We start from the raw sequence: 23,469 nt of genomic DNA on the forward strand, positions 1-23,469 counted from the left end.
GTCAGGCAGGAGTTCATGTACGGGGACCGCAAGGTGGTCCTCGAGACCGGCGCCATCGCCCGCCAGGCGAGCGGCGCCGTGCTGGTGCGGATGGACGACACCGTCGTCCTCGTCACCGCGGTCGGGGTGCGGGAGGCGATGGAGGGGCGGGACTTCTTCCCCCTCACCGTCCACTACCAGGAACGGACCTACGCCGGGGGCAAGATCCCCGGGGGCTTCTTCCGCAGGGAAGGCCGCCCCTCGGAGAAGGAGACCCTCACCGCCCGCCTCATCGACCGCCCCATCCGCCCGCTCTTCCCCAAAGGCTTCAAGAACGAGGTCCAGATCATCGCCACCGTGGTCTCGCTCGGCGAGGTCGATGCGGACGTGCCGGCGATGATCGGGGCCTCGGCGGCGCTGGCGGTCTCGGGCATCCCCTTCAACGGGCCCATCGGGGCCGCCCGCGTGGGCTACCGGGACGGGCAGTTCATCCTCAATCCGGGCTTCGCCGAGCTCGAGGAGAGCGATCTGGACCTGGTCGTGGCCGGCACCGAGCGGGCCGTGCTGATGGTGGAGTCCGAGGCCCGCGAGCTGCCCGAGGATGTCATGCTCGAGGCGGTGCTCTTCGGCCACCGGCAGCAGCAGGTGGTGATCGAGGCGATCCGCGAGCTGGCCCGCGAGGGCGGGCGTCCGGCCTGGGACTGGCAGCCGCCCGAGCCCGACGAGGCCCTCGCGGCGCGGGTGGCGGAGCTGGCCGAGGAGGACTTCCGGGCCGCCTACGAGATCGCCGAGAAGCAGGCCCGCTATGCGCGCCTCGCCGAGATCCGCGCCCGGGTGGCGCAGGCCCTGCTCGCCGACGGCGCCTATGCCACCGAGGCGGTGCGCGAGGCGGTGGAAGCGCTCGAGAAGCGCATCGTGCGCGGGCGCATCCTCGCCGGCGGCAGCCGCATCGACGGGCGCGACACGCGCACCATCCGCCCCATCCACATCGAGGTGGGGCTGCTTCCGCGCACCCACGGCTCGGCGCTGTTCACGCGCGGCGAGACCCAGGCCCTGGTGGTGACGACGCTCGGCACCGAGCGCGACGCCCAGATCATCGACGCCATCGAGGGCGAGTATCGCGAGCCCTTCATGCTGCACTACAACTTCCCGCCCTACTGCGTCGGGGAGACGGGCATGGTGGGCTCGCCCAAGCGGCGCGAGATCGGCCACGGGCGGCTGGCGAAGCGCGGCGTCAAGGCGGTGATGCCCCCGCGCGAGGCCTTCCCCTACGCCATCCGCGTCGTCTCCGAGATCACCGAGTCCAACGGCTCGAGCTCCATGGCCACGGTGTGCGGCGCGAGCCTGTCGCTGATGGACGCCGGGGTGCCCATCCGGGCGCAGGTGGCGGGCATCGCCATGGGCCTGATCAAGGAGGGCGACCGCTTCGCGGTGCTGAGCGACATCCTCGGCGACGAGGACCATCTCGGCGACATGGACTTCAAGGTCGCAGGCACGCGCGAGGGCGTCACCGCCCTGCAGATGGACATCAAGATCGACGGCATCACCCGCGAGATCATGGAGCAGGCGCTGGCGCAGGCGCGCGAGGGGCGGCTCCACATCCTCGACCGGATGGACGCCGTCATCAGCCGCCCGCGCAGCGACATGTCGCCCTACGCCCCGCGGATCATCAGCTTCAAGATCGATCCCGAGAAGATCCGCGACGTCATCGGCAAGGGCGGCGCCACCATCCGCTCCATCACCGAGGAGACCGGCACCACCATCGACATCGACGACGACGGCACGGTGCGCATCGCCTCGGTGGACAAGGCCGCGAGCGACGAGGCGCGCCGGCGCATCGAGGAGATCACCGCGGACGTGGAGGTGGGCAAGGTCTACGAGGGCAAGGTGGTGCGCCTGATGGACTTCGGGGCCTTCGTCACCATCCTGCCGGGGCGGGACGGCCTGCTCCACATCTCGCAGATCTCCGAGGAGCGGGTGCAGAACATCAGCGACAAGCTCAGGGAGGGCGACCGCGTCCGGGTCAAGGTCCTGGAGGTGGACAAGCAGGGCCGCATCCGCCTCAGCATGAAGGCGGTGGGCGAGGGCGAGTGACGGCGCCCCGCACGGCCGCGGAAAGGGGGCCTGCGGGCCCCCTTTTTCATGCCTGCAGGGGTTGCGCGGCCTGATATAGTGGGGCGGGAGAGGAGGAGGTGCGGCGATGAAGATCCGGATCGACGTCGAGGCCAAGCCCGAGGAGCTTCGGGCCTTCTTCGGCCTGCCCGACGTGGCGCCGCTGCAGCGCGAGCTCATGGAGCGGCTGCGGGCCCAGATGGAGCAGGGCGTGAAGGGCTTCGAGGCAGCGGCGCTGCTCGCGCCGCTGCTGCCCGAGCACCTGCGCTCGCTGGAGGCGGTGCAGCGCGCCTTCTGGTCGGCGGCGACCGGCCGGGGCGGCGAGGACGAGAAGGAAGCCGGGGGCTGACGGAGGGAGACGTGGCCAAGCGCGTGCTGGTGGTGGACGACGAGCCCAACATCGTGCTGTCGCTGGAGTATCTTATGCGGCGGGAGGGCTACGAGGTGCAGACCGCCGCCGACGGCGAGGAGGCGCTGGCGCGCATCCGCGAGGCGCCGCCGGACCTGGTGCTGCTCGACGTCATGATGCCGGGGCTCGACGGCTACCGGGTGTGCGAGGCGGTGCGGGCGGATCCGGCGCTCGCCGGCGTGCGCATCGTGATGCTCACGGCCAAGGGCCGGGACGTGGAGCGGGAGCGGGGGCTGGCGCTCGGCGCCGACGACTACATCACCAAGCCCTTCTCCACCCGCGAGGTGGCCGACAAGGTGCGGGCGATCCTGGGCGCCTGAGGGGGCGCGGGGCCGCGGCGGTGGACGGCAGGGGACAGGTGACGGCGCGGCTGGTGGCGGTGGCGCTGCTGGGGCTGCTGCTGCTCGACCCGCCCATCCTCGGGATCTTCCGCGAGCCGCGCCTGTGGGGCGGGCTGCCGGCCCTGCCGCTCTACCTCTTCCTCGCCTGGGGGGCCGTGATCGCCCTGGTGGCGGCGGTGCTGCGGCGCGGAGGGGACTGATGCTGCCCGAGGGCGTGGTCGTCGCCGCCTCGGCGGCCTATCTCGCCCTCCTCTTCGCCATCGCCTACTACGGGGATCGGCGCGCCGCGGCCGGGCGCTCGCTGATCGCCAACCCCTACACCTACACCCTGTCCATCGCCGTCTACTGCACGGCCTGGACCTTCTACGGGAGCGTCGGCCGCGCGGCCAGCGCCGGCATCGGCTTTCTCCCCATCTACCTGGGGCCGACGCTGGCGGCCTGCCTGTGGTGGGTGGTGCTGCGCAAGATCGTGCGCATCAGCAAGACCCACCGCATCACCACCATCGCCGACTTCATCGCCTCCCGCTACGGCAAGAGCACGGGGATCGGCGGCCTGGTGACGGTGATCGCGGTGGTGGGGATCACACCCTACATCGCGCTGCAGCTCAAGGCGGTCTCCACCAGCTTCGAGGTGCTGGTGCAGGCGCCTGCGGTGCCGGAGGCGCTGGCCACGCGGGGGATCCTGGCCGACACGGCCTTCTACGTCGCCCTCGTGATGGCGCTGTTCTCCATCCTCTTCGGCACCCGTCATCTCGACGCCACCGAGCGCCACGAGGGGATGGTGGCCGCCATCGCCTTCGAGTCGGTGGTCAAGCTCGTGGCCCTCACCGCGGTGGGGGTCTTCGCGGTCGCCGGGCTGTTCGACGGGCCGGCGGCGCTGTTCGCGCGCGCCGCCGCCGATCCGCGTCTCGCGCGGCTGCTCACCTGGGAGGCGGTGCCCGGCGGGGCGGCGGGCTGGTTCACCCTCACCGGGCTGTCCATGGCGGCGATCCTCTTCCTGCCGCGCCAGTTCCAGGTCCTGGTGGTGGAGAACGTCAACGAGGCGCACCTGCGCAAGGCGAGCTGGCTCTTCCCCCTCTACCTGCTCGCCATCAACCTCTTCGTGCTGCCGCTGGCGCTCGCCGGCGAGCTAGTCTTCCGCGGCCAGGTGGACCCCGACACCTACGTCCTCGCCCTGCCGCTCGCAGGCGGGCGCGAGGGCCTGGCGCTGCTGGCCTTCCTCGGCGGGCTGTCGGCCGCCACCGGGATGGTGATCGTCGCCACCATCGCCCTCTCCACCATGATCTGCAACGACCTCGTGACCCCGCTGCTGCTGCGGCTGCGGGCGCTGGAGGGGGAGAGCCTGAGCGGGCTGCTGCTGGCGGTGCGGCGCGGGGCCATCGTCCTCATCCTGCTCCTCGGCTACGCCTACTTCCGCCTCATCGGCGAGGGCTACGCCCTGGTGAGCATGGGCCTCGTCTCCTTCGCCGCCGCGGCGCAGTTCGCGCCGCCGATCCTCGCCGGCATCTACTGGCGCGGGGCGACCCGCCGCGGCGCCCTGGCGGGGCTCGCCGCAGGCTTCGCGGTCTGGGCCTACACCCTGTTCCTGCCGGCCTTCGCGCGCTCGGGCTGGCTCGATGCGGGCTTCCTCGAGACGGGCCCGTGGGGGATCGCGCTCCTGCGGCCCTATGCCCTCCTCGGCCTCGCCGGGCTCGATCCGGTCACGCACGCCGTCTTCTGGAGCCTGGTGGCCAACGTCGGGCTGCTCGTGGGGGTGTCCCTGCTGGACCGCCCGGGGCCCCTGGAGCGGGTCCAGGCGGAGCTCTTCGTGGACGTCTTCCGCCGTCGCGCGGGCGCCGGCGGCGACTGGCGGGGCAGCGCCCGCATCGGCGATCTGCAGGCGCTGCTTGCGCGCTTCCTGGGCGAGGCGCGCGCGGGGCAGGCCCTTGCGCGGGCGGCCGAGGCCGCAGGCTGCGCCCTCGCCGCCGAGGCGGAGGCCCCGCCCGGGCTGGTGCGGGCGGTGGAGCGGGAGCTCGCCGGGGCGATCGGCGCCGCCTCGGCGCGGGTGATGGTGGCCTCGGTGGTCCAGGGCGGCGAGGTGGGGCTTGCCGAGGTGATGGAGATCGTCGACGAGACCTCGCAGGTGATCGAGTACAGCCGCCGCCTCGAGGAGAAGTCGCGCGAGCTGGAGCGGGCCACCGAGGAGCTGCGGGCGGCCAACGAGCGGCTGCAGGAGCTCGACCGCATGAAGGACGAGTTCGTCTCCACCGTGAGCCACGAGCTGCGCACGCCCCTGACCTCGATCCGGGCCTTCGCCGAGATCCTGCTCTCGGAGCCGGAGATGCCGCGCGGGCGCCGGCAGGAGTTCCTGGCCATCCTGGTGCGGGAGACGGAGCGGCTGTCGCGCCTCGTCAACGAGGTCCTGGATCTGGCGCGGCTGGAGTCGGGGCGGGTGCAGTGGCACGAGGCCGCGCTCGACCTCGGGGCCGTGGTGCGCGAGGCGATGGAGAGCGGCGGCCAGCTCCTGCGCGAGCGCGGGGTGCGGCTGGTGCTGCGCCTGCCGCGGGAGCCGCTGGAGGTGACGGGCGATCGCGACCGGCTCACCCAGGTGCTGCTCAATCTGCTCGCCAACGCCGCCAAGTTCTGTCCCGCCGAGGGCGGGCGGGTGGAGGTGTCGGCGTGGCGGGAAGGGGGCGAGGCGCGGGTGGCGGTGAGCGACAACGGCCCCGGCATCCCGCCGGCGGAGCGCGAGCGCGTCTTCGACAAGTTCCACCAGGTCCACGACCGCAGCGGCCACAAGCCCACCGGCAGCGGCCTGGGGCTTGCCATCTGCCGCCACATCGTGGAGTACCACGGCGGCCGGATCTGGGTGGAGGAGGCGGAGGGCGGCGGGGCGCGCTTCGTCTTCAGCCTGCCGCTCGCGGCGGCGCAGACGAAAAAGCCCGGCGCCGGGGCGCCGGGCTGAGGGCCTGCCGCGCCGCGCCTAGCGGCTGGCGCGGTTGGCGATGAGGTCGTCGACCACGCTGGGATCGGCCAGGGTCGTGGTGTCGCCGAGGTTGTCGATCTCGTTGGCGGCGATCTTGCGCAGGATGCGGCGCATGATCTTGCCCGAGCGGGTCTTGGGCAGGCCCGGCGCCCACTGGATCACGTCCGGGGTGGCGATGGGGCCGATCTCCTTGCGCACCAGCTGCACCAGCTCCTGGCGCAGCGCGTCGCTGGGCTCCACCCCCTTGACCAGGGTCACGTAGGCATAGATCCCCTGGCCCTTGATGTCGTGGGGGTAGCCCACCACCGCGGCCTCGGCGACGGCGTCGTGCAGCACCAGCGCGCTCTCGATCTCGGCGGTGCCGAGGCGGTGGCCGGAGACGTTGATGACGTCGTCGACGCGGCCGGTGATCCAGTAGTAGCCGTCCTCGTCGCGGCGCGCCCCGTCGCCGGTGAAGTAGTAGCCCGGGTACATCTTGAAGTAGGTGTCCACGAAGCGCTGATGGTCGCCGTAGACGGTGCGCATCTGCGACGGCCAGGGACGCGTCATCACGAGGTTGCCGCTGGTGGCGCCTTCCAGCACGTTGCCCTGGTCGTCGAGCAGCGCGGGCACGACGCCGAAGAAGGGCCGCGTCGCCGAGCCGGGCTTGAGGCGGGTGGCGCCCGGAAGCGGGGTGATGAGGATGCCGCCGGTCTCGGTCTGCCACCAGGTGTCGACGATGGGGCAGCGGCCCTCGCCCACCACGTGGTAGTACCACTCCCAGGCCTCGGGGTTGATGGGCTCGCCCACCGTGCCGAGGAGCTTGAGGCTCTTGCGGCTGGTGCGCTTGACCGGCTCGTCGCCCTCGCGCATCAGCGCGCGGATCGCGGTGGGCGCGGTGTAGAAGATGTTGACCTGGTGCTTGTCCACCACCTGCCAGAAGCGCGAGGGATCCGGATAGTTGGGCACGCCCTCGAACATCAGGGTGGTGGCGCCGTTGGCCAGCGGGCCGTAGACGATGTAGGAGTGCCCCGTGACCCAGCCCACGTCGGCGGTGCACCAGTAGATGTCGCCGTCGTGGTAGTCGAAGACGTACTTGTGGGTCATGGCGGTGTAGAGCATGTAGCCGCCGGTGGTGTGGAGCACGCCCTTGGGCTTGCCGGTGGAGCCGGAGGTGTAGAGGATGAACAGCGGGTCCTCCGCATCCATCTCCTCGGGCGGGCAGTCGGCGGAGGCCTTGGCCATCTCCTCGTGGTACCAGTAGTCGCGGCCCTCGGTCCACGGCACCTCGCCGCCGGTGCGGCGGACCACGATCACCGAGTGGACGTTGGGGCAGGCGGTCAGCGCCTCGTCGGTGTTGGCCTTGAGGGGCACGCGCTTGCCGCCGCGCAGGCCCTCGTCGGCGGTGATGACGACGCGGCAGTCGGAGTCGAGGATGCGGTCCCGCAACGAATCCGGCGAGAAGCCGCCGAAGACCACCGAGTGGATGGCGCCGATGCGCGCGCAGGCGAGCATCGCCACCGCCACCTCCGGGATCATGGGCATGTAGATGGAGACGCGGTCGCCCTTCTTGACCCCGCGGGCCTTGAGGACGTTGGCGAACTTGCACACCTCCTCGTGGAGCTCGCGGTAGGTGATCTTGCGGTCCACCGTGGGGTCGTCGCCCTCCCAGATGATGGCGATCTGGTCGCCGCGGGTCTCCAGGTGGCGGTCGAGGCAGTTGTAGCTGGCGTTGAGCTTGGCGCCCTCGAACCAGCGGATGTAGAGATTGGCGGGGTCGTAGCTCCAGTCGGAGACCTTGTCCCACTTGCGGAACCAGGTGACGAACTTCTCCGCCTGCTCGGCCCAGAAGCCGTCCGGGTCCTCCACCGAGCGGCGGTACATCTCCTCGTACCGCTCGGCGGTGATGTGCGCCCGCGCGGCGAACTCGGCGGGGACGTCGTAGACCTTGCTGTCGGACATGCCTGCTCTCCCTCTCGTGTGGTGCCTCGGTGTGGTTCTGTCGGCCCTGACCGCGGGCTCGTGTCCAGACGCACCGCCCGGCCCAGGCGGCGATATAGCCGGTATTTTTCTTTCCATAACCAGGGGGTGTCAACGCGCCTGCCGGCGCCGCGGGCGCGGGATCCCGAGGCGCTGGCGCCGCTCCCACAGGGCCTTGCGGCTGATGCCGAGCCGCCGCGCGAGCTCGGTCTCGGTCATGTGCTCCTGGTGGGTGAGGACGAAGTGGCGGAAATACGCCTCCAGCGAGAGGTCCGCGGGCGGCGCCTGGGGAGCTGTCGAGGCCGGGTCGCTTGCCGGCGTGCCCAGGGCCAGCAGGGCCGGGGTGATGCGCTCGTCCTCGGCGAGGATGACGGCACGCTCGATGGCGTTCTCCAGCTCGCGCACGTTGCCCGGCCAGTGGTAGGCGCGCATGGCGGCGAGCGCCTCCTCGGTGAAGTGCATGGGCGGGCGGTTGAGGCGGCGGGTCACCTTCTCCAGGAGGAAGGCGGCCAGGCGCTCGATGTCGTCGCCCCGCTCGCGCAGCGGCGGCAGCCAGATCTCCATCACGCGCAGGCGGAAGTAGAGGTCCTCCCGGAACGCCCCTTCGGCCACCAGGCGCTGCAGGTCGCGGTGGGTGGCGGCCACCAGGCGCACGTCCACCTGCCGCTCGCGCGCCTCGCCGAGGCGGCGGATGGTGCCCTCCTGGAGCAGGCGCAACAGCCGCGACTGGGCCGTCAGGGGCAGCTCGCCCACCTCGTCCAGAAAGAGGGTGCCGCCGTCGGCGGCCTCCACCAGGCCCTGGCGGCGCTCGACGGCGCCGGTGAAGGCGCCGCGCTCGTGGCCGAAGAGCTCGCTCTCGATGAGCGTCTCCGGGATCGCGGCGCAGTTGACCGTGATCAGGGGCCGGTCGGCACGGGGGCTCTGCTCGTGCAGGGCCCGGGCCACCAGCTCCTTGCCGGTGCCGGACTCGCCCAGGATCAGCACCGTGGTGTCGGTGGCGGCGACCTTGCGGATGCGGCGGAAGACCTCCTGCATGGCCGGGCACTCGCCCACCATCCCGTGCACCGGGTAGCTGCGCGCGAGCTCGGAGCGCAGCGCCCGGTTCTCGCGCTCCAGGCGGTGCTGGCGCAGGATGCGCTCCACCGTGAGCACCATCTCGTCGTGGTCGAAGGGCTTGGCGATGTAGTCCACGGCGCCCTTCTTCATGGACTCCACCGCCGAGCGGATGCTGGCGTAGCTGGTCATGACCAGCACCGGGGCGTCGCCGCAGCGGCCGATGATGTCGGTGCCGGGGGCGCCGGGCAGGCGCAGGTCGGCGATGACGAGGTCGAAGCCGCAGCGGGCGCAGGCCGCCTCGGCCTCGGCCACCGTGGCGGCCTCCTCCACGGTGTGGCCGTGCCGTTCGAGCAGCCGGCGCAGGGCGCGGCGGATGACCGGCTCGTCCTCGAGGATCAGGATGCGGGCACCCACGGCTCAGGCCTCCGTCACGGGCGAGGCGAGGGCGGGGGCCTCGCCGGGCAGGGTCACCCGCACCCGCGTGCCCGCTCCGGGGCGGCTTTCGAGCTGGATCTGGCCGCCGTGGGCGCGGACGATGCTGTAGACCAGGGGCAGGCCGAGGCCCGTGCCCTGTCCCGGTTCCTTGGTGGTGAAGAAGGGCTCGAAGATGCGTTCGTGAAGGTCCTCGGGGATGCCGCAGCCGCGGTCGGCGACCTCGAGGAGGACGTCGCCGCCGCGGCGGCCGATGCGCACCACCACCTCGCCGCCGGGCTCCGAGGCGTCGCAGGCGTTGGTGAGAAGATTCACCAGGACCTGCACCATCTGCCGTGCGTCAGCCACCAGCTCGGCCGCCGGGTCGGCTTCGAGCCGGCACTGCACCCGCCGCCCGGCATGGCTGAGGCGGACCAGGCGCAGCGCCTCCTCGGCGCAGGCGGCGAGCCGCACCCGCTCGCGGCGCCCGCGCACCGTGCTGCCGCCGTGGGCGAAGGAGACCAGCGACTGGACGATGTCGCTGATGCGGCGGGTCTGGGCGAGGATCTCCCGGGCGGCCTCCCGCGCCGCCTCGGGGTCGTCCTCCTCGAGCAGGTTCTGGGCCAGGCAGGCGATGGCGGTGACGGGGTTGCCGATCTCGTGCGCCACCCCGGCGGCGAGTCGGCCCACCGAGGCCAGCCGCTCGCTGTGGGCGAGCTCGGCCTCGAGGCGCTGCATCTCGGTCAGGTCCTCCACCAGGATCACCAAGCCGCGTCGGGTGCCGCCGGCCGGCTCGCCGCCGAGGGCGGCCTTGTGGAGGTTGAACCAGCGCTCGCCGCTGCCGATGGCAAGGCGCTGCTTGTGCCGGTGCTGCTCGGGGGTGGCGGCGAAGGAGGCGAGAAGCCCGCCCCACGGGGCCGGCAGATCCGCCACCGGGGTCGCCAGCGCGGTGGTGCGGTCGATGCCCGAGACCAGCTCCATGGCGAGGTTCCAGATCACCACCTCGTCGCGGGGGCCGAGGGCGCACACCCCCAGCGGCAGCTCGTAGAGGATCTGGCGGTGGTAGCGGCGCAGGGCGTCGAGCTCGGCGGCGAGCCCCTGGAGCTGGGCGCGCGACTCCTCCAGACGCTCCTCGATGAAGCGCATGCCGTCGGCGAGGGCGCGGTGCGCGGGGTCGGCGACGAGGGCCGGGCGGTCCAGGATCATGCGCGCGAGCTGCGGGCCCACCAGCCCCGAGAGGTTGCGCTCGATGCGGTCGCGCAGCCGCCGCAGCTCCGTCGGCCGCCGCTCGTCCTCCCCCATGCCCAGCTCGCGCAGGGCCCGGCCCACCTCCTTGCGCGCGGTGGCGGCGCCGACCACGGCGGCGAGCTGCTCGCGAAGCTGCGCCGGCGAGCCCGCGGTGAGCCGCCCGCCCGGGGGCAGGAGGATGTGGCGGGCGCAGGCATTGGCCGCGTCCTGCTCCTCGGGCGAGGGGCGGGTGACGAGGGAGACGCCGACGAAGAGGGCGGTGTTGAGGGCGAGGGACCAGAAGGTGGCGAAGCTCCATGGGTCGTCGCCGACGAGGCCCGCCCAGAGCGAGGGTGCGGCCGCATCCAGCACGCCCGAGCTGCGCAGCAGCGGCAGGACCAGCAGGACCAGCCATGCGGCGGCGCCTCCGGCCAGCCCGGCGACGAAGCCCGCGCGCGTCGCCCGCGGCCACAGGAGGACGCCGACGACGCCGGGCAGGAGCTGGGCCACGGCGACGAAGGAGACGAGCCCCAGCCGCACCAGCCCCTGGTGCTGCTCCAGGAGGAGCGAGAAGACGTAGCCGGCGAAGATGATGACGCCGATGAGCAGGCGCCGGCCCCAGAGCAGCCAGCGGTAGATGTCGAGCCGGGGATCGGGGTAGCTCGCCGGCAGCAGGAGGTGGTTCATGGCCATGGCGGCGAGCGCCAGGGTGGTCACGATCATCATGGCGCTCGCGGCGGAGACGCCGCCGACGAAGGCGAGCGCCGGCAGCAGCGGGCTGCCGCTGGCCAGGGTGATGCCGAGGACGTAGTAGTCGGGGTCGAGGTCGAGGCCCAGCCGCTGGCCGGCCCAGAGCACCGGAAGGATGGGCAGGTTGAGCAGCAGCAGATAGAGGGGGAAGCCCCAGGCCGCGGCGCGCAGGGCCCGCGGCTCGATGTTCTCGGCGAAGGCCATGTGGAACTGGCGCGGCAGGAGGAAGGCCGCGGCGAAGGAGAGCAGCACGAGCGCGCTCCAGGGCCCGTCGCGCACCGGCTCGTAGAGCCGCGCCAGGGCCTGCGGGTGGGCGGCGAGCCAGGCCCAGAGACCGTCCCCGCCGCCGAGCACGCCCAGATAGGCGAAGAGCCCCACCGCCATCAGCGCCACCAGCTTGACCACCGACTCGAAGGCGATCGCCGCCACCAGCCCCTCGTGCTTGTCCCGCGGATGCACGTGGCGGGCCCCGAAGAGGATCGCGAACAGTGTCAGGGTGAGGCAGAAGCCGAAGCCCACCTCGGCGCTGGTGGCCTCCTGGGTGAGGATGCGCAGCGACTCGGTGACGGCGCGGATCTGCAGCGCGATGTAGGGGAGGACGCCGGCGATCATGAACACGGTGGTAAGGACGCCGGCGAGCTGGCTGCGGTAGCGGAAGGCGAAGAGGTCGGCCACCGATGTGAGCTGGTACTCGCGGGTCAGGCGCAGGATCGGCGCGAGCAGATAGGGGGTGAGGAGGAAGGCGAGGGTGGCGCCGAGGTAGATGGTGAGGAAGTTGTAGCCCTGGGACTGGGCGAAGCCCACGCTGCCGTAGTAGGTCCAGGTGGTGGCGTAGACCCCCAGGGAGAGGACGTAGGTGGCGGGATGGCGGACGAGACGCGCCACCGGCAGACCGCGCTCCACCGCCCACGCGATGAGGAAGAGCAGGCCCAGGTAGGCGACCGCCGCGGCGTAGAGCGGTCCGAGCTCAAAGGTCATGGTTGGGCGGGGTGGCGAGGGCGGCGAGGGCGATCACCAGCCCCCAGATCAGGTAGGGGAAGTACCAGGGCTGGTGGAGGCCGCCCAGCCAGGTGATGAAGGGCGTGGCGAAGAGCAGCGCGGCGAACAGGAACACCAGCAGCAGGCTGGTGATGGCGCGCGCGGGTTCCCCCCTTCCGCTCATGGGCCCAAGCCTACCAGATCGGGGTTACCTACGGTAACGCCTCGGGCGGTGCGGGGGCGTCGCGGGCGGGGACGCGGTCGAGGCGCCAGTGCGCCAGCGCCCACGCCACCACGGTCGCGGCGGGTTCGCCCGCGAGCTGCGGCGGCGGCGCCTGGCCGAGCAGCCGCAGGGCGGCGCAGAGCAGGCGCGGGGCCGCCGCCGGGTCGAGGGCGCGGGCGCCGGTCTGCTTGCTGAGCTTGGCCCCGTCCGGGCCGAGCGCCACCGGGACGTGGGCGTAGCGCGGGGGGGTGAGGCCGAGGAGGCGATGGAGGTGGATCTGGCGCGCGGTGGAGTCCAGGAGATCGGCGCCGCGGACCACCTCGGTCACCCCCTGATCGTGGTCGTCCACCACCACCGCCAGCTGGTAGGCGACGATGCCGTCGGCGCGGCGGACGATGAAGTCGCCGCTGGTGGCGGCGAGGTGCTCGCGCTGCGGCCCGCGCACGGCGTCGACGAAGTCCACCGCGGTCCCGTCGACGCGCACGCGCAGGGCGCGGGGGCGGCGCCCCGGGGCGAGGCCGCCGCGGCAGCGTCCGGGGTAGACCGGGCCCGCCGGCCCCGGACGGGCGACGGCGCGCAGCTCCCGCCGCGTGCAGGCGCAGGGGTAGAGGAGACCCTCGCGGGCGAGGGCGGCGAGGACCTCGCGGTAGCGCTCGATCCGCCGGCTCTGGAAGAGCACGGGCCCCTCCCAGGGGAGGGCGAAGGCCTCGAGCTGGCGCAGGATGGTGTCGGCGGCCCCGGGCACGCAGCGCGGCCGGTCCAGGTCCTCGATGCGCACGAGCCAGCGCCCGCGGCGGCTGCGCGCCTCGAGGAAGCTCGCCAGCGCCGCGACCAGCGAGCCGAAGTGGAGCGGGCCGGTGGGCGAGGGCGCGAAGCGCCCGCAGGGCGTGCGCCCGCCGGCGTTCAGCCGAGCTGCTTCTCGCGGATCTCGTCCAGGGTCTTGCAGTCGATGCACAGCGTCGCCGTGGGGCGGGCCTCGAGGCGGCGCAGGCCGATCTCCTCGCCGCAGGAGTCGCAGTAGCCGTAGTCGCCGGTGTCGAGGCGGGCGAGGGCCTCGTCGATCTTCTTGATGAGCTTGCGCTCGCGGTCGCGGGTGCGCAGCTCCAGGCTGAACTCCGACTCCTGCGAGGCGCGGTCGTTGGGGTCGGGCAGGTTGCCGGCCTCGTCGCGCAGGTGGTTGACGGTGCGGCCCGCCTCCTCCACCAGCTGCGCCTTCCAGGCCTGAAGGATCTTGCGGAAGTGCTCGACCTGCCCGGCGCTCATGTACTCCTCGCCGCGCTTGGGCTTGTAGGGGGCGATCCCCTTGACGGGGAGGGCGGTGATCACGTCCTTCTGCTTCTTGGCAGCCATCCGCGTGGACTCCTCGGGCACGGGAAGCGACCCCGTATACCAGAATCCCCGGGGGGTGGCAATGCCGCCCCGGCGGGCCTCAGCCGAGCAGCAGCAGCGCCACCACCCGCCGTCCCTCGGAGGCCAGGACGTTGTAGGTGCGGCAGGCGGCCCCGGTGTCCATGACCTCGACGCCGATGCCGCGGGCGAGCAGCGGCGCGGTGACCTCGGGGGCGGGGAAGCGCAGCCGCGCCCCGGTGCCCACGAGCACCACCTCGGGCCCGAGCGCGGTCACCGCCTCCAGGTGCGCCGGCGCTAGCTCCTCGGGGCGGCGCGGCAGCCGGTCCTCGAGGATGGCCTCGGGGCTGAGGACGATGGCGGCGCGGAAGGTGCGCTCGCCGATGACGATCCGGTCCGGTCCGTAGCTGCGGACGAGGTTGCTGCCGCCGGTGTCGAGGCTGATCTCCATGGCGCCCTCCGCGGGGTGCGGCGGGGGGTCATTCTAGGCCGCGCGCGGCGTCATTGACACCCTCGCGGCGGGGTGTTTAACGTTACCGGCTCGCCCTTTGCGACGGCCCGCCGGGCCGTCTCCATGGTGCCGGGGGACTCCGTTGAACGAGGAATTTCCGAGAATCCGACGCCTGCCGCCCTACGTCTTCGCGGTGGTCAACGATCTCAAGGCGGCGGCGCGGGCGCGCGGCGAGGACATCGTCGACTTCGGCATGGGCAACCCCGATCAGCCCACGCCGGCCCACATCGTGGCGAAGCTGGTGGAGGTGGCGCAGCGGCGCGACACCCACCGCTACTCCGCCTCCCGCGGGATCCCGCGCCTGCGGCGGGCGATCTGCAACTGGTACCGGCGCCGCTACGACGTGGCGCTCGACCCGGAGACCGAGGCCATCGTCACCATCGGCTCCAAGGAGGGGCTCGCCCACCTGGCGCTGGCCATGGTGGGGCCGGGCGATGCGGTGCTGGTGCCGAACCCCTCCTATCCCATCCACCCCTACGGCTTCGTCATCGCGGGGGCCGACATCCGGCACGTGCCCCTGATCCCCGGCGGCGACTTCTTCGCCGAGCTGGAGAAGGCGATCCGGGACAGCTGGCCGCGGCCCAAGGCGCTGGTGCTCAACTTCCCGGCCAACCCCACCACCCAGTGCGTCGACCTCGGCTTCTTCGAGGAGGTGGTGCGCGTGGCCCGCGAGCACGGCATCTGGGTCATCCACGACCTCGCCTACGCCGACATCGTCTTCGACGGCTACGAGGCGCCCTCGATCCTGCAGGTGGAGGGGGCGCGCGAGGTGGCGGTGGAGTTCTTCTCGCTGTCGAAGAGCTACAACATGCCGGGGTGGCGGGTCGGCTTCATGTGCGGCAACCGCACCCTCGTGGCGGCGCTGGCGCGCATCAAGTCTTATCTCGACTACGGCATGTTCACCCCCGTCCAGGTGGCGGCGATCACGGCCCTGGAGGGGCCGCAGGAGTGCGTGGGCGAGATCGTCGAGCGCTACCGCAGCCGCCGCGACGTCCTCTGCCGCGGGCTCAACGCCGCAGGCTGGCCGGTGGAGCCGCCGCGGGCGACCATGTTCGTCTGGGCCCGCATCCCCGAGCCCTACCGCGCCATGGGCTCGCTGGAGTTCGCCAAGAAGCTCCTTGCCGAGGCCAAGGTGGCGGTCTCGCCGGGGATCGGCTTCGGCGAGTACGGCGACGAGTACGTGCGCTTCGCCCTCATCGAGAACGAGCACCGCACGCGCCAGGCGGTGCGCGGGATCCGCGAGATGCTGCGCCGCGACGGCGTGGCGGCGGCGGAGGCCCGGGCATGAGGCCGGTGCGGGTCGGTCTGCTGGGGCTGGGCACGGTGGGCTGCGGCACCGTCGACGTGCTGCGGCGCAACCGCGAGGAGATCATCCGCCGCGCGGGCCGCGCCATCGAGCCGGTGGCGGCGGCGGTGCGCGACCCGGCGCGGCCCCGGAGCTGCCCCGTCGACGGCCTGCGCCTGACCACCCGCCCGGAGGAGGTGGTGGCGGACCCCGCGGTGGACATCGTGGTGGAGCTCATCGGGGGGCTGGAGCCGGCGCGCTCGCTCGTGCTCGCCGCCATCGAGCGCGGGCGCCACGTGGTCACGGCCAACAAGGCGCTCATCGCCCACCACGGCAACGAGATCTTCGCCGCCGCCCACGAGCGCGGGGTGATGGTGGCCTTCGAGGCCGCCGTCGCCGGCGGCATCCCGGTGATCAAGGCGGTGCGCGAGGGCCTCGCCGGCAACTGCCTGCGGCAGGTGGCGGGGATCATCAACGGCACCTGCAACTACATCCTCACCGCGATGCGCGAGGAGGGGGCCGAGTTCGAGGCGGTGCTCGCCGAGGCGCAGCGGCTCGGCTACGCCGAGGCCGACCCCAGCTTCGACATCGACGGCATCGACGCCGCCCACAAGCTCACCATCCTCGGCTCGCTCGCCTTCGGCATCCCGCTCCAGTACGAGCGCGTGCACGTGGAGGGGATCCGCGGCGTGAGCCGGGCCGACGTCGCCTTCGCCGCCGAGCTCGGCTACCGCATCAAGCACCTCGGCATCGCCCGGCGCACCGGACGCGGCGTGGAGCTGCGCGTGCACCCGACGCTGGTTCCGGCACGCGAGCTCATCGCCTCCGTCGACGGGGTCATGAACGCCGTGCTGGTGGAGGGCGACGCCGTCGGCACCACGCTCTTCTACGGCGCCGGCGCCGGCGCCGATCCCACGGCGTCGGCGGTGGTGGCGGACCTGGTGGACGTCACGCGGGCGCTCACCGCCGACCCCGGCAACCGCGTCCCGCATCTGGCCTTCCAGCCCGACGCCCTCGCCGACCTCGCGGTGGTGCCCATGGCCGAGGTGGAGAGCCGCTACTACCTGCGCATGCAGGTGGAGGACCGCCCCGGGGTGCTGGCCGAGATCGCGCGCATCCTCGGCGAGGAGGGCATCAGCATCGAGGCGGTGCTGCAGAAGGAGCCGGCGGCGGGGGCCGCCGACGTGCCGCTCATCATGCTCACGCACCGGGTGCGCGAGGGGCAGGTGGAGCGCGCCCTGACGCGGATGCGGGGGCTCGCCTGCATGCGCGCCGGGATCTGCCGCATCCGCCTGGAGAGTTTCGAATGAGCAGGATCCTCACCGGTGCCGGCGGCCGCTACGCCGGCCTCATCCACCGCTACCGCGACCGCCTGCCGGTGGCCGACGACGAGCGGGTGATCAGCCTCGGCGAGGGGGCCACGCCCCTCATCCGCCTCGGCAACATCGCCCGCGAGTACGGCCGCGGCTGCGACATCTACGTCAAGTACGAGGGCCTCAACCCTACGGGCTCGTTCAAGGACCGCGGCATGACCGTGGCGGTGACGCGCGCGGTCAACGACGGCAGCCGCGCGATCCTCTGCGCCTCCACGGGCAACACCTCGGCCTCCGCGGCGGCCTACGCCGCCCGCGCCGGCATCCGCGCCTTCGTCCTCATCCCGGACGGCAAGATCGCGCTCGGCAAGCTCGCCCAGGCGGTCATGCACGGCGCCGAGGTGATCCAGATCCGCGGCAACTTCGACGACGGCATGCGCCTGGTGCGCGAGCTGGCCGCCACCGAGCCGGTGACCCTGGTCAACTCCGTCAACCCGTACCGGCTGCAGGGGCAGAAGACCGCCGCCTTCGAGGTGGTGGACGACCTCGGCCGCGCCCCCGACTACCACTGCCTCCCGGTGGGCAACGCCGGCAACATCAGCGCCTACTGGATGGGCTATTGCGAGTACCACGCCGACGGGCTGATCGCCCGCCGCCCGCGCATGGTGGGCTACCAGGCGGCGGGGGCGGCGCCCTTCGTGCGCGGCGGACCGGTGGCCCGGCCCGAGACCGTGGCCACCGCGATCCGCATCGGCAACCCCCAGAGCTGGGACAAGGCCAAGGCCGCCCAGGAGGATTCGGGCGGCTGGTTCGCCGCCTTCGACGACGAGGCGATCCTCGCCGCCCAGCGTCTGCTGGCCGAGCGCGAGGGCATCTTCTGCGAGCCCGCCTCGGCGGTCTCCGTCGCCGGCGCCCTGCACGACATCGCCGAGGGGCGGATCCGGCCCGGCAGCGTCGTGGTCTGCACCCTGACCGGCCACGGCCTCAAGGACCCGGACATCGCGGTGAGCCAGGCGGCGGGGCGGCTGCGCACGGTGGACGCCACCCTCGAGGCCGTGCGCGAGGCCATCGTCGGACAGCTCGCCTGAGGTTGGGCGCGACCCTCACGCTCTTCGTCGTCACCGACGGCCCGCCCCCGCAGGGGCTGAGGCGCCTGCTGCGCGGTGCCCGCCGCCGCCGGTCGCCGGAGTCCCTGCCGGAGGCGGCGCTCTGCCGCCTCTTCGGGCGCGAGCCCGGGGCGGGGCTCGCCGCCCTCGGGGCCGCGGCGGAGCTGCCCGGCGTCGAGGCCGGGGGCTGGCTGCGCTGCGATCCCGTGCACCTGCTCCCGGACATGACCGCCCTGCGCCTCTTCTGGGGGCGCGGGCTGGGCCTCCACGAGGCCGAGGCGCGCTCGCTCGCGGCGGCGGCCGAGCCCGCCTTCGCCGACCTCGGGGGGCGCCTGCACGTGGCCGCGCCGCACCGCTGGTATCTCGCCCTGGCCGGGCCTGCGGAGCTTGCGGCGGCGCCACCCCGCGCCCTGCACGGGACCGACATCGCGCGGGCCCTGCCCGAGGGCCCCGGGGCCCTCGCCTGGCACCGTCGCCTCAACGAGGCGCAGACGCTGCTCCATGCCCACCCGGTCAACCAGGCCCGGCGCACGCGGGGGCTGCCGGAGATCAACGGGCTCTGGCCGTGGGGCGGCGGGGCCGGCGGGGCCGTGCGCGGGCGCTGGGCGGTGGTGGGGAGCGGGGGCTGGATGGCGTCGGTGCTGGGGCGGGCGGCGGGTGCGCGGGTCTGCGCGCCCGAAGAGGCGGTGACGGCGGCGCTCCACGGCGAGGATGCGCTGGCGGTGCTGTGGCCCGGGGAGGAGCTCGCGGGCGAGCCGCTGCGCTGGGAGGAGACGCCCGTGGCGCCGGCGGTGGCGCGCCTGCGTGCGGCGGTACGCCGCGGGGCGCTGGGGCTGCTGGAGGTGGTGGCGCCGGGTGCGGGGGTGTGGCGGCTCGGGCGGCTGGGGGCCTGGCTGGGCGGGCGCTGAGGGGGCGGCCGGCGGCGGCTGCATGCGGTAAACTTCGCGCCTTTCCGCGAGAGGGGAGTGGTCGATGGAGATCAACCCGGTCCGCGCGCGCGTCCGGGAGCTCCGAGGGCGGCTCGACGCCCTGAGGGGGTTCCTTTGACTACGAGGGCAAGCGCGCACGTCTCGACGAGCTGCTGAAGGCGCTGGAGGACCCGGCGGTCTGGAGCGATCCGCAGCGGGCCGAGGCGCTGGGGCGCGAGCGCGCCTCGCTGGAGCGGGTGGTGGAGCAGCTCGAGCGCCTCGGCCGCGGCCTCGACGAGGCGGGCGAGCTCCTGGAGCTCGCGGCCGAGGAGGGGGACGAGGAGACCCTGGCCTCGGTGGAGGCCGACCTCGGGCGGATCGAGCAGGAGATCGGGCAGCTCGAGTTCCGCCGCATGTTCTCCGGCGAGATGGACGCCGCCAACGCCTTCCTGGACATCCAGGCCGGCTCGGGCGGCACCGAGGCCCAGGACTGGGCGGAGATGCTGCTGCGCATGTACCTGCGCTGGGGCGAGCGGCGCGGCTTCAAGACCGAGCTCGTCGAGGTCTCGCCGGGCGAGGTGGCCGGGATCAAGAGCGCCACGGTGCGCTTCGAGGGCGAGTACGCCTACGGCTGGCTGCGCACCGAGACCGGGGTCCACCGCCTCGTGCGCAAGTCGCCCTTCGACGCCGGCCACCGGCGCCACACCTCCTTCGCCGCGGTCTTCGTCTCGCCCGAGGTGGACGACGACATCGAGATCGAGATCAACCCCGCCGACCTGCGCATCGACGTCTACCGCGCCAGCGGCGCCGGCGGGCAGCACGTCAACCGCACCGAGTCGGCGGTGCGCATCACCCACCTGCCGACGGGCATCGTCGTGCAGTGCCAGAGCGAGCGCAGCCAGCACCAGAACAAGGACCGCGCCATGAAGCAGTTGCGCGCCCGCCTCTACGAGCTGGAGATGCAGAAGCGGCGCGCCGAGCAGCGGAAGCTCGAGGAGAGCAAGGCCGACATCGGCTGGGGCAACCAGATCCGCTCCTACGTCCTCGACCAGTCGCGGATCAAGGATCTGCGCACCGGGGTCGAGGTGGGCAACACCCAGGCGGTGCTCGACGGCGACATCGACGTCTTCCTCGAGGCGAGCCTGAAGCAGGGGCTGTGATGAGCGAGCAGGACACCCACCGCCTGATCGAGGAGCGTCGCGCCAAGCTGGCGCGGCTGCGCGAGCGCGGGCAGGCCTTCCCCAACGACTTCCGCCGCGACGCCCTCGCGGGGGAGCTGCACGCCCGCTACGGCGGCCTCGACGGCGAGGCCCTGGAGGCCGACCCGGTCCGCGTGCGCGTGGCCGGGCGGCTGATGTCGAAGCGCGTCATGGGCAAGGTCACCTTCGCCCATCTGCAGGACATGTCCGGGCGCATCCAGCTCTTCGTCCAGCGCACCGCGCTGGGCGAGGAGGCCTACCGCGACTTCAAGGGCTGGGACGTGGGCGACATCGTCGGCGCCGAGGGGACGCTCTTTCGCACCCGCACCGGCGAGCTCTCGGTGCGGGTCGAGACCCTGCGGCTTCTGGTCAAGTCGCTGCGGCCCCTGCCCGAGAAGTTCCACGGCCTGACCGACACCGAGCAGCGCTACCGCCAGCGCTACGTGGATCTGCTGGTCAACGAGGTCTCCCGCGAGCGCTTCCGCATCCGCAGCGAGACCGTGCGCTTCATCCGCCGCTTCCTCGACGCGCGGGGCTTCCTGGAGGTGGAGACGCCGATGCTGCAGGTGCTGCCGAGCGGCGCGGCGGCGCGGCCCTTCGTCACCCACCACAACGCCCTCGACATGGACCTCTACCTGCGCATCGCCCCCGAGCTCTACCTCAAGCGCCTGGTGGTGGGGGGCTTCGAGCGCGTCTACGAGATCAACCGCAACTTCCGCAACGAGGGCCTCTCCACCCAGCACAACCCCGAGTTCACGATGCTGGAGTTCTATCAGGCCTATGCGGACTACCGCGACCTGATGGACCTGACCGAGACCATGCTGCGCGAGCTGGCCGAGGCGGTCACCGGCGGTACGGCGGTCACCTACCAGGGGCGCGAGATCGACTTCGGCAGGCCCTTCGCGCGCATGAGCGTGGCCGAGGCGGTGCTCGCCCACAACCCCGGGCTGGACGCGGACGCGCTGCGCGACCGCGCGCGGCTCGCCGCCCATGCCGAGGCCCTGGGCGCGGAGGTCAAGCCGTCCTGGGGCGCGGGCAAGCTGCTGGTGGAGATCTTCGAGCGCACGGTGGAGGACCGGCTCCAGGATCCCACCTTCATCACGGCTTACCCCACCGAGGTCTCGCCGCTGGCGCGCCGCAGCGACACCGACCCCGAGGTCACGGACCGCTTCGAGCTCTTCATCGCCGGGCGCGAGATCGCCAACGGCTTCTCCGAGCTCAACGACCCCGAGGACCAGGCCGAGCGCTTCCGCCGCCAGGCCGCCGAGCGCGCCGCGGGCGACGACGAGGCCATGCCCTACGATGCCGACTACGTGCGCGCGCTGGAGTACGGCCTGCCGCCGACCGCGGGCGAGGGCATCGGCATCGACCGCCTGGTGATGCTGCTCACCGACGCGCCCTCGATCCGCGACGTGATCCTCTTCCCCCACATGCGGCCCGAGCGCTGAGGCGGCTCCCGCCCCGCCCGCATCAGCCCACCAGCTCGCGGGCCGCGGCCACCTGCTCCGGGTCGGCGCCGATGTCCACCTCCTCCACCGTGGTGTCGATGCCGAGGCGGTCGAAGGCGCCGATGCCGCTCCAGTCGAGCCGGCCCCAGGGGTGGTCGGTGCCGAGGTAGGCCTGGAGATTGGCCACCTGGACGATGTCCACGTAGTCGGCCTCGGTGGCCTTGCGCTCGAGATCGTCGTGTTCGGCGGCCACCTTCACCAGCGCCTCGGGGAAGTCCCAGGCCTCGAGGATGGCGCGCCCGAGCTCGGCGTGGGTGGTGGAGAGGACCTCGGCGAGGAGGACGGGATCGCCGCCGAGGTCCGGCTCGAGCTCGGCCAGGGCCAGCACCGGCAGCTTGCCGATGTCGTGGACGAGCCCGGCGAGCAGGGCCTCGTCGCTGCGGAACCCCGGCCGCGCCTTGGCCAGCGCGGCGCTGATCGCGGCCACCTCGACGCCGTGCGCCCACAGCGCCCGCAGGGCCTCGTCTACCGCCTCGGTGGTGGGCTGGAAGATCTGCCGCATGGCGAAGCTGGTGACGAGGTTGCGCACCACCCCGAGCCCGAGGCGGGTGACCGCGGTGTGCAGGTCCTCGATGGGGCGGGCGGCGCGGTAGAGGGGGCTGTTGGCCACCTGCACCAGCCGCGCCGCCAGGGCGCCGTCCTGGGCCACGGCCTCGGCGATGGCGTCGGCGTCGGCATCGGGATCGTCCACCACCTCCCGCACCCGCAGCGCCACCTCCGGCAGGGTCGGGAGGACGAGGCGATCGGCCTCCAGGTCCTCGCGGATGCGCTCGATGTAGGCGGCGGCGTCGACGGGCATGGCGGTCTCCTTCCGGCCCGGGGGTCAGGCGTCCTTCCCGGGCACCAGATGGCGGATCGGATAGGGCAGGGGCAGCAGCGTCAGCGCCGGCCCCCCGGCGGTGCCGAGGCGGACGCGGCCGGCCTCGCGCGCGGCGGCGGTGAGCACCGCCAGGGCCTCGTGGCCGCCCTCGGGGGTGGGGCGGGCGTCGACGATGCGCCCCGCGGCCTGGCCGTCCGCGGTGAAGACCTCGTCGCCGGGCGCGGCGGCGGCGGGGAGCGCCACGCGCACCATGCGCCGCTTGACCTCGCCCAGGAACTGCGCCCGCGCCACCACCTCCTGGCCGCTGTAGCAGCCCTTGCGGAAGCTCACCCCGCCCACCAGCTCGAGATTGAGCATCTGCGGCAGGAAGGCGGCGCTGGTGGCGGGAAAGACGTGGCCGACGCCGGCCCGGATCTCGCCCAGGAACCAGGGATCCGGGCCCGCCTGCGCGGCGTGGGCGGCGAGCCGCTCCCAGAGGGCGATCTGGGCATCCGCAGGGCCCAGCACGAGGATCCGCGGCGGCGCCCCCTCCACCCGCGCGAGCACCAGGCCGTCGCCGCGGCCCACCGCGCCGGGCTCGGGCGGCGGTGCCGCGCCGGCCGCGGCCAGAATCCGGGGGGCGGCCGGCCCCATGACGCCCGTCACCACCCGGTCCGGCGCGGGGGCGACGCGGGCGTCGGAGCGGAGCACGAACATCGCCAGGCGGCGGGCGAGGGGGTCGACGAGGCCCGCCGGCAGCACGAGGCAGAAGCCGTCCTCGTCCTCCAGGATGCGCATCACCGCGAGGACGCGCCCCTGGTGGTTGCAGTGGGCGCCGAGGCGAAGCCGCCCCGGCGCAGGCTCGGCCAGGTCGCAGGTGAGCTGCCCCTGGAGCAGGGTGCGGGCGTCGCGCCCCGTGACCCGGACGACGCCGAGGGCGTCGAGGGCGAGAAGCGCCGCGTCCTCCCACGCGCGGCGTTGCGCCGCTTCGGGGGCGCCGAAGTCACGCACGGCGCCGGCCTCGTCGCGGCGGGCGCCACGGCCGTCCAGCCAGGCTTGCCAATCCTGCTGCATTGCACGATC

The 23,469-nt window shown here is 73.1% G+C and carries 20 protein-coding genes; 11 read left to right on the forward strand and 9 right to left on the reverse strand.

Going from position 1 to position 23,469, the window contains the following annotated elements:
* Positions 1 to 15 precede the first annotated feature (15 nt).
* The 5 genes from pnp to EDC57_RS06410 all read left to right on the forward strand — a co-directional run bounded on the left by pnp (position 16) and on the right by EDC57_RS06410 (position 5,785).
* Complete coding sequence (gene pnp, locus EDC57_RS06390; RefSeq protein WP_425454796.1) at positions 16 to 2,073, forward strand: polyribonucleotide nucleotidyltransferase; 2,058 nt, start codon at positions 16 to 18, stop codon at positions 2,071 to 2,073.
* A 106-nt stretch (positions 2,074 to 2,179) separates the two neighbouring features.
* A complete protein-coding gene (locus tag EDC57_RS06395; RefSeq protein ID WP_123401074.1) occupies positions 2,180 to 2,440 on the forward strand; it encodes a DUF6489 family protein in 261 nt (86 codons plus the stop codon).
* Between the two features lie 11 nt (positions 2,441 to 2,451).
* Positions 2,452 to 2,820: a response regulator transcription factor gene (locus EDC57_RS06400; protein WP_123401075.1), complete on the forward strand. Its 369-nt coding sequence runs from the start codon at positions 2,452 to 2,454 to the stop codon at positions 2,818 to 2,820.
* Positions 2,821 to 2,840: 20 nt separating this feature from the next.
* Positions 2,841 to 3,041: a hypothetical protein gene (locus EDC57_RS06405; RefSeq protein WP_211331914.1), complete on the forward strand. Its 201-nt coding sequence runs from the start codon at positions 2,841 to 2,843 to the stop codon at positions 3,039 to 3,041.
* A complete protein-coding gene (locus EDC57_RS06410; RefSeq protein ID WP_123401077.1) occupies positions 3,041 to 5,785 on the forward strand; it encodes an ATP-binding protein in 2,745 nt (914 codons plus the stop codon). The genes EDC57_RS06405 and EDC57_RS06410 overlap by 1 nt, the downstream gene beginning before the upstream one ends.
* A gap of 18 nt (positions 5,786 to 5,803) precedes the next feature.
* Here EDC57_RS06410 and acs read toward each other — a convergent pair whose 3' ends face one another.
* From acs to EDC57_RS06445, 7 genes are all read right to left on the reverse strand, one after another.
* Positions 5,804 to 7,747, reverse strand: coding sequence for an acetate--CoA ligase (gene acs, locus EDC57_RS06415; protein ID WP_123401078.1), 1,944 nt, complete (start codon positions 7,745 to 7,747; stop codon positions 5,804 to 5,806).
* 129 nt (positions 7,748 to 7,876) lie between these two features.
* Entirely contained in the window at positions 7,877 to 9,235 is a 1,359-nt protein-coding gene (locus EDC57_RS06420) for a sigma-54-dependent transcriptional regulator (protein ID WP_123401079.1), read from the reverse strand.
* Positions 9,236 to 9,238: 3 nt separating this feature from the next.
* On the reverse strand, positions 9,239 to 12,187 hold the full coding sequence (locus tag EDC57_RS06425; RefSeq protein WP_123401080.1) for an ATP-binding protein: 2,949 nt from the start codon (positions 12,185 to 12,187) through the stop codon (positions 9,239 to 9,241).
* Positions 12,177 to 12,371 carry a UTP--glucose-1-phosphate uridylyltransferase gene (locus tag EDC57_RS06430; protein ID WP_123401081.1) on the reverse strand — a complete coding sequence of 65 codons (195 nt, stop codon included), beginning with the start codon at positions 12,369 to 12,371 and terminating at the stop codon, positions 12,177 to 12,179. Before EDC57_RS06430 ends, EDC57_RS06425 begins: the two co-directional genes overlap by 11 nt.
* 28 nt (positions 12,372 to 12,399) lie before the next feature.
* Positions 12,400 to 13,317: a tRNA glutamyl-Q(34) synthetase GluQRS gene (gluQRS, locus tag EDC57_RS06435; protein ID WP_123401825.1), complete on the reverse strand. Its 918-nt coding sequence runs from the start codon at positions 13,315 to 13,317 to the stop codon at positions 12,400 to 12,402.
* Positions 13,314 to 13,760: an RNA polymerase-binding protein DksA gene (gene dksA / locus EDC57_RS06440; RefSeq protein WP_123401082.1), complete on the reverse strand. Its 447-nt coding sequence runs from the start codon at positions 13,758 to 13,760 to the stop codon at positions 13,314 to 13,316. The genes gluQRS and dksA overlap by 4 nt, the downstream gene beginning before the upstream one ends.
* 79 nt (positions 13,761 to 13,839) lie before the next feature.
* Positions 13,840 to 14,208: an Mth938-like domain-containing protein gene (locus tag EDC57_RS06445; protein WP_123401083.1), complete on the reverse strand. Its 369-nt coding sequence runs from the start codon at positions 14,206 to 14,208 to the stop codon at positions 13,840 to 13,842.
* Positions 14,209 to 14,350: 142 nt separating this feature from the next.
* Between EDC57_RS06445 and alaC the strand changes: the two genes are divergently transcribed.
* The 6 genes from alaC (at position 14,351) to lysS (ending at position 21,527) form a co-directional block, all read left to right on the forward strand.
* Positions 14,351 to 15,556, forward strand: a complete 1,206-nt coding sequence (gene alaC / locus EDC57_RS06450) for an alanine transaminase (RefSeq protein ID WP_123401084.1) — start codon at positions 14,351 to 14,353, stop codon at positions 15,554 to 15,556.
* The gene (locus EDC57_RS06455; RefSeq protein WP_123401085.1) at positions 15,553 to 16,863 is read left to right on the forward strand and encodes a homoserine dehydrogenase; all 1,311 of its coding nucleotides are present in this window, start codon (positions 15,553 to 15,555) and stop codon (positions 16,861 to 16,863) included. Before alaC ends, EDC57_RS06455 begins: the two co-directional genes overlap by 4 nt.
* Positions 16,860 to 17,954: a threonine synthase gene (thrC, locus tag EDC57_RS06460; protein ID WP_123401086.1), complete on the forward strand. Its 1,095-nt coding sequence runs from the start codon at positions 16,860 to 16,862 to the stop codon at positions 17,952 to 17,954. Before EDC57_RS06455 ends, thrC begins: the two co-directional genes overlap by 4 nt.
* A 2-nt stretch (positions 17,955 to 17,956) precedes the next feature.
* The gene (locus EDC57_RS06465; protein ID WP_123401087.1) at positions 17,957 to 18,880 is read left to right on the forward strand and encodes a hypothetical protein; all 924 of its coding nucleotides are present in this window, start codon (positions 17,957 to 17,959) and stop codon (positions 18,878 to 18,880) included.
* A 64-nt stretch (positions 18,881 to 18,944) separates the two neighbouring features.
* Positions 18,945 to 20,040 (forward strand): peptide chain release factor 2 gene (gene prfB, locus EDC57_RS06470; protein ID WP_123401088.1). Its coding sequence is split into 2 segments (ribosomal slippage): positions 18,945 to 19,016 and positions 19,018 to 20,040, totalling 1,095 coding nucleotides; the frame shifts between segments, so codons are not numbered across the junction.
* Positions 20,040 to 21,527 (forward strand): lysine--tRNA ligase, encoded by a 1,488-nt coding sequence (gene lysS, locus EDC57_RS06475; RefSeq protein WP_123401089.1) that lies wholly within the window; start codon positions 20,040 to 20,042, stop codon positions 21,525 to 21,527. The genes prfB and lysS overlap by 1 nt, the downstream gene beginning before the upstream one ends.
* A gap of 22 nt (positions 21,528 to 21,549) precedes the next feature.
* Here the strand turns inward: lysS and EDC57_RS06480 are convergent, their stop codons facing one another.
* Positions 21,550 to 22,386 carry an HDOD domain-containing protein gene (locus EDC57_RS06480; RefSeq protein WP_123401090.1) on the reverse strand — a complete coding sequence of 279 codons (837 nt, stop codon included), beginning with the start codon at positions 22,384 to 22,386 and terminating at the stop codon, positions 21,550 to 21,552.
* 24 nt (positions 22,387 to 22,410) lie between these two features.
* Positions 22,411 to 23,460, reverse strand: a complete 1,050-nt coding sequence (gene ygfZ / locus EDC57_RS06485) for a CAF17-like 4Fe-4S cluster assembly/insertion protein YgfZ (protein ID WP_123401091.1) — start codon at positions 23,458 to 23,460, stop codon at positions 22,411 to 22,413.
* Between the last annotated feature and the right edge of the window lie 9 nt (positions 23,461 to 23,469).

It is taken from the genome of Inmirania thermothiophila (assembly GCF_003751635.1).
GTDB classification, from domain to species: Bacteria; Pseudomonadota; Gammaproteobacteria; order DSM-100275; family DSM-100275; genus Inmirania; species Inmirania thermothiophila.

Excerpts from the sequence above, each read along its gene's own strand:
- pnp (WP_425454796.1), top strand. The coding sequence starts at position 16 with ATGTACGGGGACCGCAAGGTGGTCCTCGAGACCGGCGCCATCGCCCGC.
- EDC57_RS06395 (WP_123401074.1), top strand. The coding sequence starts at position 2,180 with ATGAAGATCCGGATCGACGTCGAGGCCAAGCCCGAGGAGCTTCGGGCC.
- EDC57_RS06410 (WP_123401077.1), top strand. The coding sequence starts at position 3,041 with ATGCTGCCCGAGGGCGTGGTCGTCGCCGCCTCGGCGGCCTATCTCGCC.
- acs (WP_123401078.1), bottom strand. The coding sequence starts at position 7,747 with ATGTCCGACAGCAAGGTCTACGACGTCCCCGCCGAGTTCGCCGCGCGG.
- EDC57_RS06425 (WP_123401080.1), bottom strand. The coding sequence starts at position 12,187 with ATGACCTTTGAGCTCGGACCGCTCTACGCCGCGGCGGTCGCCTACCTG.
- EDC57_RS06430 (WP_123401081.1), bottom strand. The coding sequence starts at position 12,371 with ATGAGCGGAAGGGGGGAACCCGCGCGCGCCATCACCAGCCTGCTGCTG.
- dksA (WP_123401082.1), bottom strand. The coding sequence starts at position 13,760 with ATGGCTGCCAAGAAGCAGAAGGACGTGATCACCGCCCTCCCCGTCAAG.
- EDC57_RS06445 (WP_123401083.1), bottom strand. The coding sequence starts at position 14,208 with ATGGAGATCAGCCTCGACACCGGCGGCAGCAACCTCGTCCGCAGCTAC.
- EDC57_RS06455 (WP_123401085.1), top strand. The coding sequence starts at position 15,553 with ATGAGGCCGGTGCGGGTCGGTCTGCTGGGGCTGGGCACGGTGGGCTGC.
- thrC (WP_123401086.1), top strand. The coding sequence starts at position 16,860 with ATGAGCAGGATCCTCACCGGTGCCGGCGGCCGCTACGCCGGCCTCATC.
- lysS (WP_123401089.1), top strand. The coding sequence starts at position 20,040 with ATGAGCGAGCAGGACACCCACCGCCTGATCGAGGAGCGTCGCGCCAAG.
- EDC57_RS06480 (WP_123401090.1), bottom strand. The coding sequence starts at position 22,386 with ATGCCCGTCGACGCCGCCGCCTACATCGAGCGCATCCGCGAGGACCTG.
- ygfZ (WP_123401091.1), bottom strand. The coding sequence starts at position 23,460 with ATGCAGCAGGATTGGCAAGCCTGGCTGGACGGCCGTGGCGCCCGCCGC.